This is a genomic window from Pseudomonas sp. MHK4 (genome assembly GCF_054600775.1).
In genome coordinates this window covers 62,035-78,701 of sequence record NZ_BAAIAK010000017.1, presented here as the reverse complement: position 1 = coordinate 78,701, position 16,667 = coordinate 62,035, and the positions used below count along the sequence as shown (strand labels likewise).

18 protein-coding genes are annotated in these 16,667 nt (G+C 61.1%); 14 read left to right on the top strand and 4 right to left on the bottom strand.

Features of this window, described 5'->3' with window-relative positions:
• Nucleotides 1-8: 8 nt before the first annotated feature.
• The 6 genes from lysS (at nt 9) to ACYP2Q_RS28700 (ending at nt 5,614) form a co-directional block, all read left to right on the top strand.
• Nucleotides 9-1,511 (top strand): lysine--tRNA ligase, encoded by a 1,503-nt coding sequence (gene lysS, locus ACYP2Q_RS28725; RefSeq protein ID WP_274077199.1) that lies wholly within the window; start codon nt 9-11, stop codon nt 1,509-1,511.
• Nucleotides 1,512-1,612: 101 nt separating this feature from the next.
• Nucleotides 1,613-2,329: a TetR/AcrR family transcriptional regulator gene (locus ACYP2Q_RS28720; protein ID WP_459733547.1), complete on the top strand. Its 717-nt coding sequence runs from the start codon at nt 1,613-1,615 to the stop codon at nt 2,327-2,329.
• A gap of 44 nt (nt 2,330-2,373) precedes the next feature.
• A complete protein-coding gene (locus tag ACYP2Q_RS28715; RefSeq protein WP_459733546.1) occupies nt 2,374-2,928 on the top strand; it encodes a hypothetical protein in 555 nt (184 codons plus the stop codon).
• 32 nt (nt 2,929-2,960) lie between these two features.
• Nucleotides 2,961-4,238, top strand: coding sequence for a flavohemoglobin expression-modulating QEGLA motif protein (locus ACYP2Q_RS28710; protein WP_459733545.1), 1,278 nt, complete (start codon nt 2,961-2,963; stop codon nt 4,236-4,238).
• A gap of 144 nt (nt 4,239-4,382) precedes the next feature.
• Entirely contained in the window at nt 4,383-5,288 is a 906-nt protein-coding gene (locus ACYP2Q_RS28705) for an alpha/beta hydrolase (RefSeq protein WP_459733544.1), read from the top strand.
• The gene (locus ACYP2Q_RS28700; RefSeq protein WP_459733543.1) at nt 5,285-5,614 is read left to right on the top strand and encodes a hypothetical protein; all 330 of its coding nucleotides are present in this window, start codon (nt 5,285-5,287) and stop codon (nt 5,612-5,614) included. Before ACYP2Q_RS28705 ends, ACYP2Q_RS28700 begins: the two co-directional genes overlap by 4 nt.
• Nucleotides 5,615-5,736: 122 nt before the next feature.
• On the opposite strand, the gene ACYP2Q_RS28695 is transcribed toward ACYP2Q_RS28700, so the two are convergent.
• From ACYP2Q_RS28695 to ACYP2Q_RS28685, 3 genes are all read right to left on the bottom strand, one after another.
• Nucleotides 5,737-6,531: an OmpA family protein gene (locus ACYP2Q_RS28695; RefSeq protein WP_459733573.1), complete on the bottom strand. Its 795-nt coding sequence runs from the start codon at nt 6,529-6,531 to the stop codon at nt 5,737-5,739.
• Between the two features lie 47 nt (nt 6,532-6,578).
• Nucleotides 6,579-6,986 carry a DUF4398 domain-containing protein gene (locus ACYP2Q_RS28690; RefSeq protein ID WP_459733542.1) on the bottom strand — a complete coding sequence of 136 codons (408 nt, stop codon included), beginning with the start codon at nt 6,984-6,986 and terminating at the stop codon, nt 6,579-6,581.
• Between the two features lie 263 nt (nt 6,987-7,249).
• On the bottom strand, nt 7,250-7,594 hold the full coding sequence (locus ACYP2Q_RS28685; protein WP_459733541.1) for a pilin assembly protein: 345 nt from the start codon (nt 7,592-7,594) through the stop codon (nt 7,250-7,252).
• 200 nt (nt 7,595-7,794) lie between these two features.
• On the opposite strand from ACYP2Q_RS28685, the gene ppc reads away from it, so the two are divergent.
• The 7 genes from ppc to ACYP2Q_RS28650 all read left to right on the top strand — a co-directional run bounded on the left by ppc (nt 7,795) and on the right by ACYP2Q_RS28650 (nt 15,074).
• On the top strand, nt 7,795-10,425 hold the full coding sequence (ppc, locus tag ACYP2Q_RS28680) for a phosphoenolpyruvate carboxylase (protein ID WP_459733540.1): 2,631 nt from the start codon (nt 7,795-7,797) through the stop codon (nt 10,423-10,425).
• A gap of 290 nt (nt 10,426-10,715) precedes the next feature.
• The gene (gene adk / locus ACYP2Q_RS28675) at nt 10,716-11,363 is read left to right on the top strand and encodes an adenylate kinase (RefSeq protein ID WP_459733539.1); all 648 of its coding nucleotides are present in this window, start codon (nt 10,716-10,718) and stop codon (nt 11,361-11,363) included.
• Nucleotides 11,364-11,450: 87 nt separating this feature from the next.
• Nucleotides 11,451-12,125, top strand: coding sequence for a tRNA (adenosine(37)-N6)-threonylcarbamoyltransferase complex dimerization subunit type 1 TsaB (gene tsaB, locus ACYP2Q_RS28670; RefSeq protein ID WP_459733538.1), 675 nt, complete (start codon nt 11,451-11,453; stop codon nt 12,123-12,125).
• 232 nt (nt 12,126-12,357) lie between these two features.
• Nucleotides 12,358-12,663, top strand: coding sequence for a hypothetical protein (locus tag ACYP2Q_RS28665; protein WP_274077188.1), 306 nt, complete (start codon nt 12,358-12,360; stop codon nt 12,661-12,663).
• The gene (locus tag ACYP2Q_RS28660; RefSeq protein ID WP_459733571.1) at nt 12,660-13,520 is read left to right on the top strand and encodes a DUF72 domain-containing protein; all 861 of its coding nucleotides are present in this window, start codon (nt 12,660-12,662) and stop codon (nt 13,518-13,520) included. The genes ACYP2Q_RS28665 and ACYP2Q_RS28660 overlap by 4 nt, the downstream gene beginning before the upstream one ends.
• 34 nt (nt 13,521-13,554) lie before the next feature.
• Complete coding sequence (locus ACYP2Q_RS28655) at nt 13,555-14,376, top strand: isocitrate lyase/PEP mutase family protein (RefSeq protein ID WP_459733537.1); 822 nt, start codon at nt 13,555-13,557, stop codon at nt 14,374-14,376.
• A 2-nt stretch (nt 14,377-14,378) separates the two neighbouring features.
• Nucleotides 14,379-15,074: an extensin-like domain-containing protein gene (locus ACYP2Q_RS28650; RefSeq protein WP_459733536.1), complete on the top strand. Its 696-nt coding sequence runs from the start codon at nt 14,379-14,381 to the stop codon at nt 15,072-15,074.
• 3 nt (nt 15,075-15,077) lie between these two features.
• Here the strand turns inward: ACYP2Q_RS28650 and ACYP2Q_RS28645 are convergent, their stop codons facing one another.
• Complete coding sequence (locus ACYP2Q_RS28645) at nt 15,078-15,701, bottom strand: energy transducer TonB (protein ID WP_459733535.1); 624 nt, start codon at nt 15,699-15,701, stop codon at nt 15,078-15,080.
• Nucleotides 15,702-15,794: 93 nt separating this feature from the next.
• Between ACYP2Q_RS28645 and ACYP2Q_RS28640 the strand changes: the two genes are divergently transcribed.
• Nucleotides 15,795-16,577 (top strand): class I SAM-dependent methyltransferase, encoded by a 783-nt coding sequence (locus tag ACYP2Q_RS28640; protein WP_459733534.1) that lies wholly within the window; start codon nt 15,795-15,797, stop codon nt 16,575-16,577.
• Nucleotides 16,578-16,667: the final 90 nt, after the last annotated feature.

The following is a 16,667-nucleotide window of genomic DNA, read 5'->3' as shown; positions in this document are numbered from 1 at the left end:
TTAAAGACATGAGCGACCTAGAACTCGACCCGCAAGCCCTGCAACAGGAAGAAAACTCCCTGATCGCCCTGCGCAAGGAAAAGCTTGCTGCCGAGCGCGCCAAGGGCAATGCCTTCCCGAACGACTTCCGCCGCGAAAACTACTGCAATGACCTGCAGAAACAGTACGCGGACAAGACCAAGGAAGAGCTGGCAGAGGCTGCAATCCCGGTCAAGGTTGCCGGTCGCATCATGCTCAACCGTGGCTCGTTCATGGTGATCCAGGACATGACCGGTCGCATCCAGGTCTACGTCAACCGCAAGACCCTGTCCGAAGACACCCTGGCTGCGGTGAAAACCTGGGACATGGGCGACATCATCGCCGCCGAAGGCACCCTGGCCCGTTCCGGCAAGGGCGACCTGTACGTTGAAATGACCAACGTGCGCCTGCTGACCAAATCCCTGCGCCCGCTGCCGGACAAGCACCATGGCCTGACCGACACCGAACAGCGCTATCGCCAGCGTTACGTTGACCTGATCGTCAACGAAGACGTACGCCAGACCTTCCGCGTGCGTTCGCAAGTCATCGCCCACATCCGCAGCTTCCTGATGAAGCGTGACTTCCTGGAAGTGGAAACGCCGATGCTGCAGACCATCCCGGGTGGCGCGGCAGCCAAGCCGTTCGAAACCCACCACAACGCGCTGGACATGGAAATGTTCCTGCGTATCGCGCCAGAGCTGTACCTCAAGCGCTTGGTGGTTGGCGGTTTCGAGAAAGTGTTCGAGATCAACCGCAACTTCCGTAACGAAGGCGTTTCGACTCGTCACAACCCTGAATTCACCATGTTGGAGTTCTACCAGGCCTACGCCGACTACGAAGACAACATGGACCTGACCGAAGAACTGTTCCGTGAACTGGCGCAGCTGGTCCTGGGCAGCACCGACGTGCCGTACGGCGACAAGGTGTTCCATTTCGGCGAGCCGTTCGTGCGCCTGTCGGTATTCGACTCGATCCTCAAGTACAACCCTGAGCTGACCGCCGACGACCTGAACGACATCGACAAGGCTCGCGACATCGCCAAGAAGGCCGGCGCCAAGGTGCTGGGCTTCGAAGGCCTGGGCAAACTGCAAGTGATGATTTTCGAAGAGCTGGTCGAGCACAAGCTGGAACAGCCGCACTTCATCACCCAGTACCCGTTCGAAGTGTCGCCGCTGGCCCGTCGCAACGACGAGAACCCGAACGTCACCGACCGTTTCGAGCTGTTCATCGGTGGTCGTGAAATCGCCAACGCCTACTCCGAGTTGAACGACGCGGAAGACCAGGCCGAGCGCTTCATGGCGCAGGTGGCCGACAAGGATGCCGGCGATGACGAAGCCATGCACTACGACGCCGACTTCGTTCGCGCGCTGGAGTACGGCATGCCGCCGACGGCGGGTGAAGGCATCGGCATCGACCGCCTGGTGATGCTGCTGACCAACTCCCCGTCGATCCGCGACGTGATCCTGTTCCCGCACATGCGGCCGCAAGCGTAAGTGTTTCAATAAAAAAGCCGCCTGAAATAGGCGGCTTTTTATTGCCTGTCTGGTACAAACGTATCAAATAGTTACTTTTGAAGTAGAGAGGAATACCTGTCGTGAACTCTGCAATAGCTCAAGAAGGTGCAGCGGGTATCGCCACTGCGGTCGCTGAAAGTGTTCAGTACCAGGGTCGCAAGGCCAGCCGGCAGGGCAGCGAGCAGCGTCGACAGGACATTCTCGACGCCGCGATGCGCATCGTCGTGCGTGATGGCGTACGTGCTGTGCGCCACCGTGCGGTGGCCGCCGAGGCTGAAGTGCCATTATCGGCGACCACTTACTATTTCAAGGATATCGATGACCTCCTCACCGATACCTTCGCCCAATACGTGGAACGCAGCGCGGCGTACATGGCCAAGCTGTGGGTGAACAATGAGGGCCTGCTGCGGGACATGATCGCCAGTGGCGATGGCAGCCCCCAGGCGCGTTCGAAACTGGCGGACGACATTGCGCGGTTGATGACAGAGTATGTTCATCGGCAATTGGTAACCCGTCGCGAGCACTTGATGGCCGAGCAGGCGTTCCGTCAGGAAGCGCTGCTGAATCCGCGCCTGGCCGAGTTGGTGCGCTCCCATCAGCAGATCCTGCTGCAGGGCTCCTGCCAGCTTTTCCAGGTGCTGGGTTCGCGCGAACCGCAACAGGATGCCAAAGTGTTGACGGCGATAATCGGACGGATGGAATATCAGGGCCTGCTCAACGACGCCCAACCGGGCGCCGAGGAGGAAATGCTCGGTATCCTGACGCGTTATATGCACCTGGTGCTGGCGTCGGTATAACGCGATCCCCTACAAAGGCGCAGTGATCTTCAAGGGAGTGTTGAATGAGAGTCTGGCGCGTCGTAGTGATCGCCTTGTCGTTCCTGCTGCTCAGTGGCTGCCTGGTGACCTTCAAGGAGCCGCTGCCCACGAGTGAGCCCGTGCCCAAAGGGTTGCTCGGCAAATGGACCAGCACCAACGCCTGGGGCGAGCCGGTCAACCTGGAGCTGACGCGCATCGGCGACAATCGCTATCAGGCGGTGAGCTACTTCAGGGCCAAACCCAAGGAGCGCGAAGCCTATCCCTTCACCGTGTCGCGCCATGGCAGCCGCTGGTATCTTTCGGCGAAAGTGCCGGCCCGGTTCGGCGGACATTACACCATTGGCGGGTTCGAACTCACCGACAAACACGAACTGGTGGTGTACAACCTCGACCTCGAACAGATCAAACAGGCCCTGGGACAGAACGTCTTGAGCGGCGAGAGCTTTCAGACCGACGACGGCGATGGCGTGTTGATCAACAGCCAGATGGACCAGGTATTCGCCTACCTCGACGACCCGGCCAATTCCGATGTGTTCGTCGAAGTGGTGCGTTACCAGCGCCAGGCCAAAGCCAAGTAATCCAGCACAGAAGATTTCTACAGGAGTTTCGGGTGGACGATTACCAGCAGTCGATACGCATTTTGTCCGATCGCATTGTGCTGGCACAGACGCCGATCCGCGTCCTCGATGCGGTCAAATGGGACGACAGCATCCGCAAGGGCTTCCTCAAGGCCAAGGGCAAGGAAATGCCGGCGGTGGACCGCGACTACTATCTCAACCGTCCGTTGGCCTTCGATTCCAGCAAGGTGAAGCTGGAGTTCCAGAACATCGAGCGCGACATCACCCGCCAGCTTGGCCAGTTCAACCCGGTCGGGCAGATCATGCGCCGCATGTGCAAGGAATACCGCATGGTGGTGCGCATGCTCGAAGCGCGCGGCACCGAGGATTTCGGCCTGATATCCCAGGAGTTGTATGGCGCTGCGTCCGACGCGTTCCACGCTGGCGACCCGACGTTGTCCGACCTGGGCATGATGTTGTCCGAATACCTGAATAACATCGACGGTCGTGGCGATCTGAAAGATGAACCGAAGACGCTGACGGCCAAGGATGCAGTCGACATGTTGCAGCATCGCCTGAACAAGGTGTTTGGCGAAGCGGAGGAAACCATCCGGGTGTTCGAGTCCGACGGGATCGTCGCCGATGCGGCGGCCGGCGCCGACTACATCAAGATTCGCTCCGACGCGATGTTCAACCAGCGCGACGTGCGTGCTCTGGAAGTCCACGAAGGGCTGGTGCACGTCGGCACCACGCTCAACGGCCTGAACCAGCCGATCTGCACCTTCCTGGCCAAAGGCCCACCCTCGTCGACAGTGACACAGGAAGGCCTGGCGATCCTGATGGAGATCATCACCTTCGCCTCCTACCCGAGCCGCCTGCGCAAACTGACCAACCGCACTCGTGCCATTCACATGGTGGAGGAGGGCGCGGACTTCCTGCAGGTGTTCGAGTTCTTCCGCGAACAAGGTTTCGAGATGCCCGAGAGCTACAGCAACGCCAGTCGCGTTTTCCGTGGCTCGGTGCCGACAGGTCTGCCCTTTACCAAAGACTTGTCCTACCTCAAGGGCTTCATCATGATCTACAACTACATTCAGCTGGCGGTGCGCAAGGGCAAGCTGGAGCAGATTCCGTTGCTGTTCTGCGGCAAGACCACCCTGGAAGACATGCGCACCTTGCGCCTGCTGGTGGACGAAGGGCTGGTGGTGCCGCCCAAGTACCTGCCGGAACAGTTCCGAGACATGAACGCGTTGTCAGCGTGGATGTGCTTTTCCAACTTCCTTAACCACCTGAGCCTGGACCGGATCGAGGCGGATTACTCCAATATTTTGTGAGCGAAGAACCCCTGTAGGAGCTGGCTTGCCAGCGAAGAACGATAACGCGGTGCATCTGACACACCGCGGTGGGGCAATCGCTGGCAAACCAGCTCCTACAGGTTTGTGCGGCAAATCCACTCACGCTCTGCGAGGTTTCAACGGATGAGAATCCTCGGCATCTTCTGCCTTCTCCTGGCCCTGGGTGGTTGCAGCTCCCTGCTGTTCTACCCCGAACCCGGCCAGCTGTTCACTCCGGAAAAAGCCAAGCTCGAATACCGCGAGGTCACCCTGATCACCGCCGACGGCCTCAAGCTGAACGCCTGGTGGCTGCCGGCGAAGAAGGGTGTCGAGGTCAAGGGCACCGTGCTGCACCTGCACGGCAACGGAGGTAACCTGCCCATGCACCTGGGCGGGAGCTGGTGGTTACCCAAAGAGGGTTACCAGGTACTGCTGGTGGACTATCGCGGCTACGGCTTGTCCGAGGGCGAGCCGAGCCTGCCGGCGATCTATCAGGACATCGACGCCGCGTTCAAATGGCTCGACCAGGCCCCCGAGGTCAAGGGCAAGCCGCTGGTCCTGCTAGGCCAGAGCCTCGGTGGGTCGATGGCCGTCCACTACCTGGTGCAACACCCCGAGCGGCAAAAACAGCTCAAGGCGTTTGTGCTCGATGGCGTACCGGCCAGTTACCGCAGTGTCGGTCGTTATGCGCTGAGCAATTCATGGGTGTTCTGGGCGTTCCAGGTGCCGTTGTCGTGGCTGGTGCCCGATGGCGACAGCGCGATCAACTCCATGGCGCAGCTCAACGGCGTGCCGAAACTGATCTATCACAGCATCGACGATCCGATCGTGCCTCTTTCCAACGGCATCCGACTGTATCAAGCTGCGCCGCCGCCGAGAGTGCTGCAACTGACCCGTGGCGGCCACGTGCAGACATTCGCCGACCCGGTCTGGCGCAAGGTCATGCTGCGTTTTCTTGAAGACCCGCAGCATTTCAACGGCCTGCGCCGGCTGGGCGAAATCCCCAATTACCCGGCGCCCGAACATTCTGAACATGAGAGCCCGCAATGAGTGAAGAACGCAACGCCATTCCGCTGATCATCACCGGTATCTGCAGCATCCTGGGCACCGTCGCTGCCTTGTGGTGGTACGGCTACCTGCACTTCGCCAAGCCTGAGGATGCGTTGCTGCTCAATGAATTCACCATGCTCAAGACCGTGCCTGGCGAAGACTACAAAGTCTCCCTGGAGCCGGCGGCGCAAGTGGCGCAGTGCATTGATGGGGTGTTGGTGTTATTTGATACCGAGCAGAAAGGCCTGACCGGCGTATTGATCAACGACCGGAAAAAAGCCGTGCGTTGCATGGGCCAGGAAACCCCGCAGAAGCTAGAGCAGTAAACAGAAATCAACTGTGGGAGCCAGCCTGCTGGCGATTGCGATTGAACATTCAACATTGATGTTGATTGATACACCGCTATCGCCAGCAGGCTGGCTCCCACAGGTTTTTGCGCTATGGCCAATTATTGAGTGTTGGCACTCACCGCCGAGCGCGGGATCACCGGCTGGTTGTCATTGGAAATCGTCACTTCCACCCGACGGTTCTGGGCCCGGCCCGAGACGCTGGTGTTATCCGCCACCGGATACTCCTTGCCATAACCCTGGGCGACGATGCGCGTCGGATCGACACCCATCTTCACCAGCGCCGTGCGCACGGAGCTGGCGCGGCGTTCCGACAGCGACTGGTTGTGCGAGGCGGTGCCGGTGCTGTCGGTGTAACCCTCGACGATCACCTTGCGGTCCGGGTTTTCCTGGAGGTACTGCGCCAGTTTGTTGATGTTCATCATGCCGTTGGATTTCAGCTCGGCCTTGTCGGTGGCGAACAGCACATCACCGAAGGTCACCAGCGTGCCGCGATCGGTTTGCTTGGCGTTGAGGCTGTCCTGCAGCTGTTTGATCTGCTGGTCGCGAGCGTCCAGACGGGCCTGGGCCCGTTGCGCGGAAGCGTTTTTCAGGTTGGCTTCGGCGGTGCGCAGGGCGATGGTCTGTTTCGCCACTTCCACTCGCTGGTTGGTCAGGTAGGCCAACTGGTCGACCTTGGCCGCGTCTTCCTTGTCCAGATAGGCTTTGTCAGCCTTGTCCAGGTAATCGCTGGCTTCCTTGGTTTCCAGCGCCGCGACTTTGCTCGCCTGCGGGTTGGCTTGCAGGCCGGAATAGTTGGTGCGGGCCTGTTCCAAGCTGGGGTTCGGAGGCGTGGAGCACGCAGCCAGGGCGACGCTTGCGGCCAGCAGGGCAGGGATCATCACTTGTTTGGAAATCATGGTTTCGTCCTTTTAGTCGAAAAGAAATACGTCGGGCCGCGCCGTTACTGAACGGTGCGCTGGCTTTCCTGACGCAGTTCCTGAACCCCTTTCTGAGAGTCCTTCACAGTCTGTTCGGCTTTCATCGCCTGGGCCTTGCGCTCGGCGACGCGAGCATCCCATTCAGCCTGTTCGGCCAGGGTCCTGGCTTGATCGTACTTTTTGTCGTGCATGGCAATTTCGGCTTGCTTGAGCTTGTCCTGCGCAGCCTTCATTTCCACCGCAGCGAATTCGGTACCGCCGGCGCTGACGGCATCGTTGACCGCGGACTCGGTGACGGCGAATTGCTCGCTGGGTGGGTTGCCGGCGCAACCGGCCAATACGAGGCTGCCGCCTATAGCCAGTGCCGCCATTTTCAGGCCGTGCAGGGAAGAGGATTTGCCAGTTCGGGTTTTCATCGTTTTCAACTCCATGGGGCTAACTCCTGAGAAACGTGAACATCCATCCTGGGCAAGGAGCCGTGAGCTTGCGTTTTGGGGACGTTTTGATACGGCCGTCCCAGGCGTGGTTACTGGGTTGACCCGAGGCGTTTTTTGAAAGTTCAGAGAAATTAGCCTGCTACCGAAAAAAACTTCGACGCAATGGGCAGGGCTCTATATCGAGGATCGTGGCGATGAGTACTGCTGATCACGCCCCTCGAAGGGGGCGCGAACAGTAGTTTTCAGAAGGGGGTAAGTCAGTGTTTCTGCTTGTCGTTACCGGTCGACAAGTCGTGCAGATGACGGCGCGACAACGCCAGAAAACGTGGGGTAGGACCGATGTCTTCGTACAGCGGATCACCTTCTTCGTCAGTGGCGACCACGGTCGTACCTTTCACATAGGGGAAGCTTTTTTCCAGTTCTTCCAGGGCAGCACCGATCAGTTCGCCCAACAGTTCTTCGGGATGCCGCTTGGGGTACATTTCGATGATCGCCGCAAGCCGTGCGGCAGCCTCCACGTCCAGATGAATCGAATAGCCTGTGTCGGTCAGGCGACCTTTGGCGTTTTCTTCCCAGTGGTTGGCAAGCTCGCGGATTTTCATAATGACCTCATTGCGCTCCTGCTCCAGGCAGGCGGGGAATGTCCGGCAGTCGCCGGCGACAGCCGTTGTACGGCGTACTCTTGAGACTAGCTTCAACGCCAAAGGTTTAAAGGCCCTTCGTCGTCTTGCTTGTAAGAACCGGTCTGGAGCGGCACTCTTAAGGTTCCTGGTCGACCGGATTTTTCGCTGGAGAACTGTTGATGACCGATATTGATGCACGCTTGCGCGAAGACGTTCACCTGCTGGGTGAGTTGTTGGGCAACACCATTCGTGAACAGTACGGGGACGGCTTTCTCGACAAGATCGAGCAGATCCGCAAGGGCGCCAAGGCTGACCGTCGCGGCTCCATGGACGCCGAGCTGAGCGCGAGCCTCAACCAGCTGGCGGAGGACGAGTTGCTGCCGGTGGCGCGGGCGTTCAACCAGTTTCTCAACCTGGCCAATATCGCCGAGCAGTACCAGCTGATTCACCGCCGCGAAGAATCCCAGGCCGCGCCCTTCGAGGCGCGGGTGCTGCCGGAGTTGCTCGCACGCCTGCGCGCCGAAGGTCATGGCGCCGAGGCCCTGGCCCGGCAACTGGGACGGCTGGAAATCGAGCTGGTGCTGACCGCGCACCCAACCGAAGTCGCGCGCCGCACGCTGATCCAGAAATACGACGCCATCGCCGCGCAACTGGCGGCCCAGGACCATCGCGACCTGACCAGCGCCGAGCGCGAGCAGATCAAGTCGACGTTGCAGCGCCTGATCGCCGAAGCCTGGCACACCGAAGAAATCCGCCGCACACGCCCGACCCCGGTCGACGAAGCCAAATGGGGCTTCGCGGTGATCGAGCATTCGCTGTGGCAAGCGATCCCCAATTACCTGCGCAAGGCCGACCAGGCCCTGTACGCTGCTACCGGCCTGCATTTGCCACTGCAAGCGGCACCGATTCGCTTTGCCTCGTGGATGGGTGGCGACCGCGACGGCAACCCCAACGTGACAGCGGCGGTGACCCGGGAAGTGCTGCTGCTGGCGCGCTGGATGGCGGCCGATCTGTACCTGCGCGATGTCGATCACCTGGCTGCCGAGTTGTCGATGCAGCAGGCCAGTGAAGCATTGAAGGCCAAGGCCGGCGACAGCGCCGAACCTTATCGTGCCGTGCTCAAGCAGCTGCGCGAGCGCCTGCGCGCGACCAGAAACTGGGCGCACACCGCGTTGTCGACCCCGACGCCTGCACCGGCCGATGTGTTGCAGAACAACCGAGACCTGCTCGATCCGCTGGAGCTGTGCTATCACTCGCTGCATGAGTGCGGCATGGGCGTGATTGCCGACGGTCCGTTGCTCGATTGCCTGCGCCGGGCTGTGACGTTCGGTCTGTTCCTGGTGCGTCTCGATGTGCGTCAGGACTCGTCGCGCCATACCGCGGCCATGACCGAAATCACCGATTACCTTGGCCTGGGTCGCTATGAAGACTGGAGCGAAGAAGAGCGCATCACCTTCCTGACGCGTGAACAGAATAACCGGCGGCCCTTGCTGCCGGCCCACTACAAGCCCTCGGCCGACACCGCCGAAGTGCTGGCGACCTGCCGGGAAATCGCCGCTGCGCCAGCGGCGTCGCTGGGCTCGTACGTGATCTCCATGGCTGGTGCCGCTTCTGATGTGCTGGCTGTGCAATTGCTGCTCAAAGAGTCCGGGGTACTGCGGCCGATGCGCGTGGTGCCGCTGTTCGAGACCCTCGCCGACCTCGACAACGCCGGCCCGGTGATCGAGAAGCTGTTGCTGCTGCCGGGCTATCGCTCGCGCCTGCAAGGCCCGCAGGAAGTGATGATCGGTTATTCCGACTCGGCCAAGGACGCCGGGACCACGGCGGCCGCCTGGGCACAGTACCGGGCGCAGGAGCGCTTGGTGGATATCTGCCGCGAGCAACAAGTGGAACTGCTGTTGTTCCATGGTCGTGGTGGCACCGTGGGACGTGGCGGCGGCCCGGCCCACGCGGCGATCCTGTCGCAGCCACCAGGCTCGGTCGCCGGGCGTTTTCGCACCACCGAGCAGGGAGAAATGATTCGATTCAAGTTCGGCCTGCCCGACATCGCCGAGCAAAACCTCAACCTGTACCTGGCCGCGGTACTCGAAGCGACCTTGCTGCCGCCGCCACCGCCCACGCCGCAGTGGCGCCACTTGATGGACGAACTGGCCGCCGACGGTGTCAGCGCCTACCGCGCCGTGGTGCGGGAAAATCCGCAGTTCGTGGAGTATTTCCGCCAGTCCACCCCGGAACAGGAACTGGGGCGCCTGCCGCTGGGCAGTCGTCCGGCCAAGCGCCGTGCCGGCGGGATCGAAAGCCTGCGGGCCATCCCGTGGATCTTCGGCTGGACCCAGACACGGCTGATGCTACCGGCCTGGCTCGGCTGGGAAGCGGCCCTGAGCAAGGCACTTGAACGCGGTGAAGGCGCCTTGCTTGCGCAGATGCGCGAGCAATGGCCGTTCTTCCGCACCCGCATCGACATGCTGGAAATGGTCCTGGCCAAGGCCGACGCGGATATTGCCCGGTCCTACGACGAGCGGCTGGTTGAGCCAGACTTGCTGCCTTTGGGTGCGCATTTACGCGACCTATTGTCGCAGGCATGCACCATCGTTCTCGGGCTGACCGGACAGTCGCAGCTGCTGGCACATAGCCCAGCCACCCTTGAATTCATCCGTTTGCGCAACACGTACCTCGACCCGCTTCATCTATTGCAGGCCGAGTTGCTGGCACGCTCGCGGCAACCGGATGTGGCACAGGACAGCCCGGTAGAACAGGCGTTGCTGGTGTCTGTGGCGGGGATTGCCGCCGGTTTGCGCAACACCGGCTGAGGTGTTTTGCCGTGGTCTGGGGCATCCGGCGCGGGCGTCGGATGCGCTGCAATGGCGGGTTAAAAAGTGCTGCCAGGCGACAGTTAATGATGGGGTTGCGACTTGGGGAACCAGGCTTCGGGGTCACGACAGGCAGCGGTTTCTCCGACTTTTGGCGGCTTGTGTGGGCGCAGCCTGCTGTGTATCTTGAGCAGCCTTTGGCCGTTTTGGGCGGTCACGACCCTATTTTTGAGATTGGCCCCACGAGGCGAATCTGACGTTATCTAAATAAAAAATTGAGGAGCACATCGATGCGCGTCATTCTGCTGGGAGCTCCCGGGGCCGGTAAAGGTACTCAGGCTAAGTTCATCACCGAAAAATTCGGCATTCCACAAATCTCCACCGGCGACATGCTGCGTGCTGCGGTCAAGGCCGGCACCGAGCTGGGCATCAAGGCCAAGAGCATCATGGATGCCGGCGGCCTGGTGTCCGATGACTTGATCATCGCCCTGGTCAAGGACCGTATCGCCCAGTCCGACTGCGCCAACGGTTTCCTGTTCGACGGCTTCCCGCGCACCATTCCCCAGGCTGAAGCCCTGGTGACTGCCGGTGTCGAGCTGGATGCGGTGGTTGAAATCGCCGTTGAAGACGAAGAGATCGTGCAGCGTATCGCCGGTCGCCGTGTTCACGAGGCTAGCGGCCGCGTGTACCACATCGTCTACAACCCGCCGAAAACTGCCGGCAAGGACGACATCACCGGTGAAGAGCTGGTACAGCGCAAGGACGACACCGAAGAAACCGTGCGTCATCGCCTGTCGGTCTACCATTCGCAGACCAAGCCGCTGGTGGCCTTCTACCAGGAGCTGTCGGCTGCCAATGGCAAGCCGAAGTACAGCCATATCGAAGGTGTCGGTTCGGTTGAAGCAATCACCGCCAAGGTGCTTGCAGCGCTGAGCTGAAAAATCGCTTGATCTTCTACGGCCCGCTTGCGGGCCGTAGTTGTTTATACTGACGCACTTTTTCCGATCACTCTTGTGGATACATCGATGAGCACCTTGCTGGCCCTGGACACCGCGACTGAAGCTTGCTCCGTTGCCTTGCTGCATGACGGCAAAGTGACGAGCCATTACGAGGTGATTCCGCGCCTGCATGCGCAAAAGCTGCTGCCGATGATCCAGCAGTTGCTCGCCGATGCCGGCACCACCCTGCAAGCGGTCGACGCCATTGCCTTCGGTCGCGGGCCGGGCGCGTTCACCGGCGTACGCATTGCCATCGGTGTGGTGCAAGGCCTGGCGTTTGCACTCGATCGCCCGGTATTGCCGGTGTCGAACCTGGCCGTGCTGGCCCAACGCGCCTACCGCGAACACGGTGCCAGTCAGGTCGCGGCGGCCATCGATGCGCGCATGGACGAGGTGTATTGGGGCTGCTACCGCGAAACGGCGGGGGAGATGCGCCTGGTTGGCGCTGAAGCGGTGTTGCCACCGGAGTCGGCTGCCTTGCCGGCCGATGCCAGTGGCCAATGGTTCGGTGCAGGCACCGGCTGGGGTTATGCCGAGCGCATCGCCGTTAGCCTGAGTGGCCAGGACGCGGGCATGTTGCCCCATGCCGAAGATTTGCTGACCCTGGCGCAATTTGCCTGGGCGCGTGGCGAGGCGATCGTGGCGGATGAGGCGCAGCCGGTTTATTTGCGGGACAAGGTAGCGACGCCGAAGGCGCGTTAATACTCGAAACCGTGTCGTCCCATTCGCGAGCAAGCCCGCTCCCACAGGATCCCCACTCACCCTGTGGAAGCGGGCTTGCTCGCGAAGGCGATCTATCTGACAAAGCCAATCGTCAGTTTGTAACTCCAGCTTTTAAACCTTTTGCCTTTTATGTGTTCTAGTTATCACTGGGCGGTTTGCGATGTGGCTTAGGTGCCACTAGACTGCCATTACTGATACCGAGCATGCACCTATGCGTATAGACGGCGTTTCCTCTCAGTCCTACCCCATCAAGCGCAAGCCTCGCAAAGACCAGGTAGTGCATGACGAGTCCGTCGATATCGAGGGTGAGCTGGAGTTTGCCAGCGAAGAACAACTGGCTTCCCGTGCCGCCAAGGCCGCCGCGCAAAAGCTGAGCAATCTTCCCGCCCGTCAGCAGGACATGCTTTATCACCGCGCGATGAGCAAGAGCGTGGCAACGGCGCTGGCCAGTTACCTGAGCACCGCCAGTTTCGTCGATTGGGATGCGCAAGTGCTGGGCCTCGACCTGTACATCTGATGCTGCCTTACTACCTTGGTTGTCCGTCCTGGAGTGAAAGCGCCTGGCGCGATTATTTGTATCCAGCAGATGCCAGGCCCGCGGAATTTCTCGATCTGTATTCCCAGGTGTTCAACGCCGTGGAAGGCAATACGACCTTCTACGCGAGCCCGGCTGCCAGCACGGTGCAGCGCTGGGCTGAAACCATGCCCGAGCATTTTCGCTTCACCGCCAAATTCCCCGGTGACATCAGCCATGGCGGTGACCTTCGCGAACAACTGACCGCCGCCGAAACCTTCACCCGATTGCTCAGCCCACTCGGTGAGCGAGTTTCGCCGCTGTGGTTGCAGTTGTCGAAAAGCTTCACGCCACAGCGTTTGCCCGAACTGGCCGGTTTTATCGATGGCCTGCAACGACCGCTGGCCGTAGAAGTGCGCCATGACGACTTCTTCGCCAAGGGGGATAGTGAGCGCGAACTCAATCGCCTTCTGCTCGATCGCGGCGTTGAACGTATATGCCTCGATCCGCGAGCGCTGTTCAGCTGTACCTCGACCGAGCCCTCGGTACTTCGCGCCCAAGCGAAGAAACCCCGTGTGCCGCCACGTCCGGCAGCGTTCACGCAATTTCCGCAGGTACGTTTCATCGGTCATCCGCAGCTTGAAGTCAACGAACCGTTCCTGGAGCCGTGGGTGGAAAAAATCGCCCTGTGGATCGAAGAGGGCCGTTCGCCCTACATCTTCCTGCACACCGCCGACAATGTGCTCGCGGCGAAACTGGCGCAACGATTTCACACTCGCCTGATGCGGCGACTGCCTGGCTTGCCGGCGCTGCCTGAGCTATACAGAGAGCCCGCGGCCGAGCAACTTGGCTTGCTCTGACAGCGGACTCGTTTCCCTTCACAGGAGCCTGCCAATGGATGCGCAAACCCGTCGAGCCCAAGCGTTCAGAGCACTGCACGAACGCCAAGGGGCATTTGTGATTCCCAATCCGTGGGATGCCGGTTCGGCGAAAATGCTCGCCAGCCTGGGTTTCGAGGCGCTGGCGACCACCAGTGCCGGTTACGCTTTTTCCCAGGGGCGCGCCGATGGCGGCCTGACGCTGGACGACACCCTGGCCAACGTTCGGGCGATTGTCGCCGCCACCGACCTGCCGGTAGCGGTCGATCTGGAAAACGGCTTTGCCGATGATCCCGCCGAGTGTGCACAAAGCATTCTGGCGGCCGCGGCGGCCGGTGCCGTCGGCGGTTCGATCGAAGACTTCACCGGCCGTGCGGAAGGTCCGATCTATTGCTTCGAACATGCCGTGGCGCGTATCGAGGCCGCCGTCGCGGCGGCCCGCAGCTTGCCTTTCGACTTTACGCTGACCGCCCGGGCCGAGAATTTCCTGCACGGTAATCCGGATTTGCCCGACACCATTCGCCGCTTGCAGGCGTTCGCCGAAGCCGGTGCCGACGTGTTGTATGCACCGGGGTTGCGTAGCGCTGAAGAGGTACTGGCGGTGGTCCGCGCGGTGGCGCCGAAACCGGTCAACGTGTTGATGTCCGGCGGCCTGAAGCTGACGGTCGAGCAACTGGGCGAAATGGGCGTCAAGCGCATCAGTGTCGGCTCGGCGCTGGCCCTGGCGGCGTTAGGCGAGTTCTATCGTGCCGCCGAGGAGATCAAGACGTCGGGCACGTTCGACTTCACGACGCGCTCCATGCCGTACGCCCAGGCCAATCAGTTTTTCAAAGGCTGACGATGCGGTTTCGCAGCTGGCTGCTGATGCTGCTATTGGTCATCGCAGCAGCAGGAGCGGGCGTGTGGCGCGGCTGGATCTCGCTGCCGTCGCAGTGGAACCCCTGGGCACCGCTGGACGTGAAGGCCGCGCCTAACCTGTTGACCCGCTACAAACTGATGCGACTGCGCGATGACCCACAGCTGTGCAGGCAGGCGTTGAGCAGCTCTGGTTTACGTGTGACCCGTCAGGCCGACAGCCCGGACGGCAAATGTCCGCTGACCGATACCCTGCGTGTCCTGGGCGGTGACGTGGCCCTGAGCAGCAGTTTCCTCGCCAGTTGCCGCTTGGCGGTGTCGTTCGCCCTGTTCGAGCATCACGCGCTGCAGCCCGCGGCGCAGGCGGTCTACGGGCAAGCGGTCACGCGGGTCGATCACCTCGGCAGCTTTGCCTGTCGCAATGTCTACGGTCGCGAGAATGGAAGGCGTAGCCAGCATGCGTCGGCCAATGCCCTGGATATCGCCGGGTTTCGCCTGGCTGAGGGTCGGACCATCAGCGTGCTCAAGGATTGGCCGAAGGATAACCAGGACGCCGCGTTTCTAAGGCAGGTCCGCGATGGTGCTTGTGGCCTGTTCAGTGTGGTGTTGAGCCCGGACTACAACGCCGCCCATCGCAATCACTTTCACGTGGATGTCGGGCCGTGGTGGGTCTGTCGTTGAGGCTCAGGCGGCCAAGCGCAGGTTCTGCAGAACGATCGGACGTGCCCAGCGACTGTCGAAATCGAGCTGCTTCTGTTGCTCCACCAGTTCTTCAGGCGAGAACGGCGGGAAGGGCTTGTCCAGCAGCTCGAGTTCGAACTCGGCAATGGGCAGGTGCAGCGCACGCGGTTGCGGCGCCGGACCTGTTTCTGGCAGCGGCTGGCCGGCGGTGAGGACGATCGGACGCACCCAACCGCTCTCGAAGTCCTGCTGTTTTTGCTGGGCAACGATTTCTTCAGGCGGGAAGGGCGGGAACGGCTTGTCGGCCAGGTCCATTTCGAATTCGGCGATCGGCAGGAACAATGGCTCAGGCGGGCGGACTTCGGTGTCCTTCACATCGCATTCACGCTGGGAAACGATGTGCGCCAGCAAGTCGCTGCCAACGGTGGGCTCAACCGCGCTGTCGAGATCGACCGGGGGAAAATTCAACGACTCAGGCAGCACGGCTTCACCCGACTGTTCGGCCAGCGCACGGGCAAAGAAATCCTGCCAGAGGTGACTGACGCCGCTCAGCGCCTGGGTGTTGCGCAGGTTGTAGTCGCCGTAGGGCGAGATAAAACCTGTGATTGTGGGTTGAATGTCTGACATTTCTCTCGGTCGACGCTCAGCTCTGGCAAAATGCTCGATAGTTTTGTTATCGGCCGTTTTTGCCGATCATTAATTTTTTGAGCGTGTTTTCCGATGATTGATCAACCAGCGGCCTGCCGCATCCATGTCGAGGCGCTGGGCGCGGCCTTCGAGCCCCAGGCCGAGCAATGGGCCGAGCGCCTGGGCCTGCCGCTGCAAGTGGCGGATGGCGAGTTCGCGTTGCAGGTGGGTGACCAGGGTTTGCAGCTGCAACAGCTGGGGCCGGATGCGCCCGGCCCGGTGCGGGTCGATTTCGTCGAGGGTGGCGCGGCGCATCGCCGGTTGTACGGTGGCGGCAGCGGGCAGATGATCGCCAAGGCCGTCGGCATTGCCCAAGGCGTGCGCCCGCGTGTGCTGGATGCCACCGCAGGGCTGGGCAAGGATGCGTTCGTGCTGGCCAGCCTGGGCTGCGAGATGAGCCTGATTGAGCGTCAGCCCTTGATCGGTGCCTTGCTCGAAGATGGCCTGGCCCGGGGCGCGGAAGATTTCGACGTGGCGCCCATCGTGGCGCGCATGCGCTTGCTCAAGGGCAACTCGATCGAGGTGATGCGCAATTGGCAGGGCGAGCCGCCGCAGGTGATCTACCTCGACCCGATGTTCCCCCATCGTGAGAAAACCGCACTGGTGAAGAAGGAAATGCGCCTGTTCCGGCCGCTGGTGGGGGATGATCCGGATGCGCCGGCATTGCTCGACGCGGCACTGGCCCTGGCCACCCACCGGGTTGTGGTCAAGCGCCCGCGCAAGGCACCGTGCATCGAAGGGCCGAAGCCCAGTCATGCGCTGGATGGCAAGTCCAGCCGGTATGACATCTATCCTAAGAAAGCGCTCAAGCCCTAAGACCGAGTCGCCTGCTTCGCGAGCAAGCCCGCTCCCACAGGGATTTGTGTAACGCCTCGAACCCCTGTGGGAGCGGGCTTGCTCGCGAAT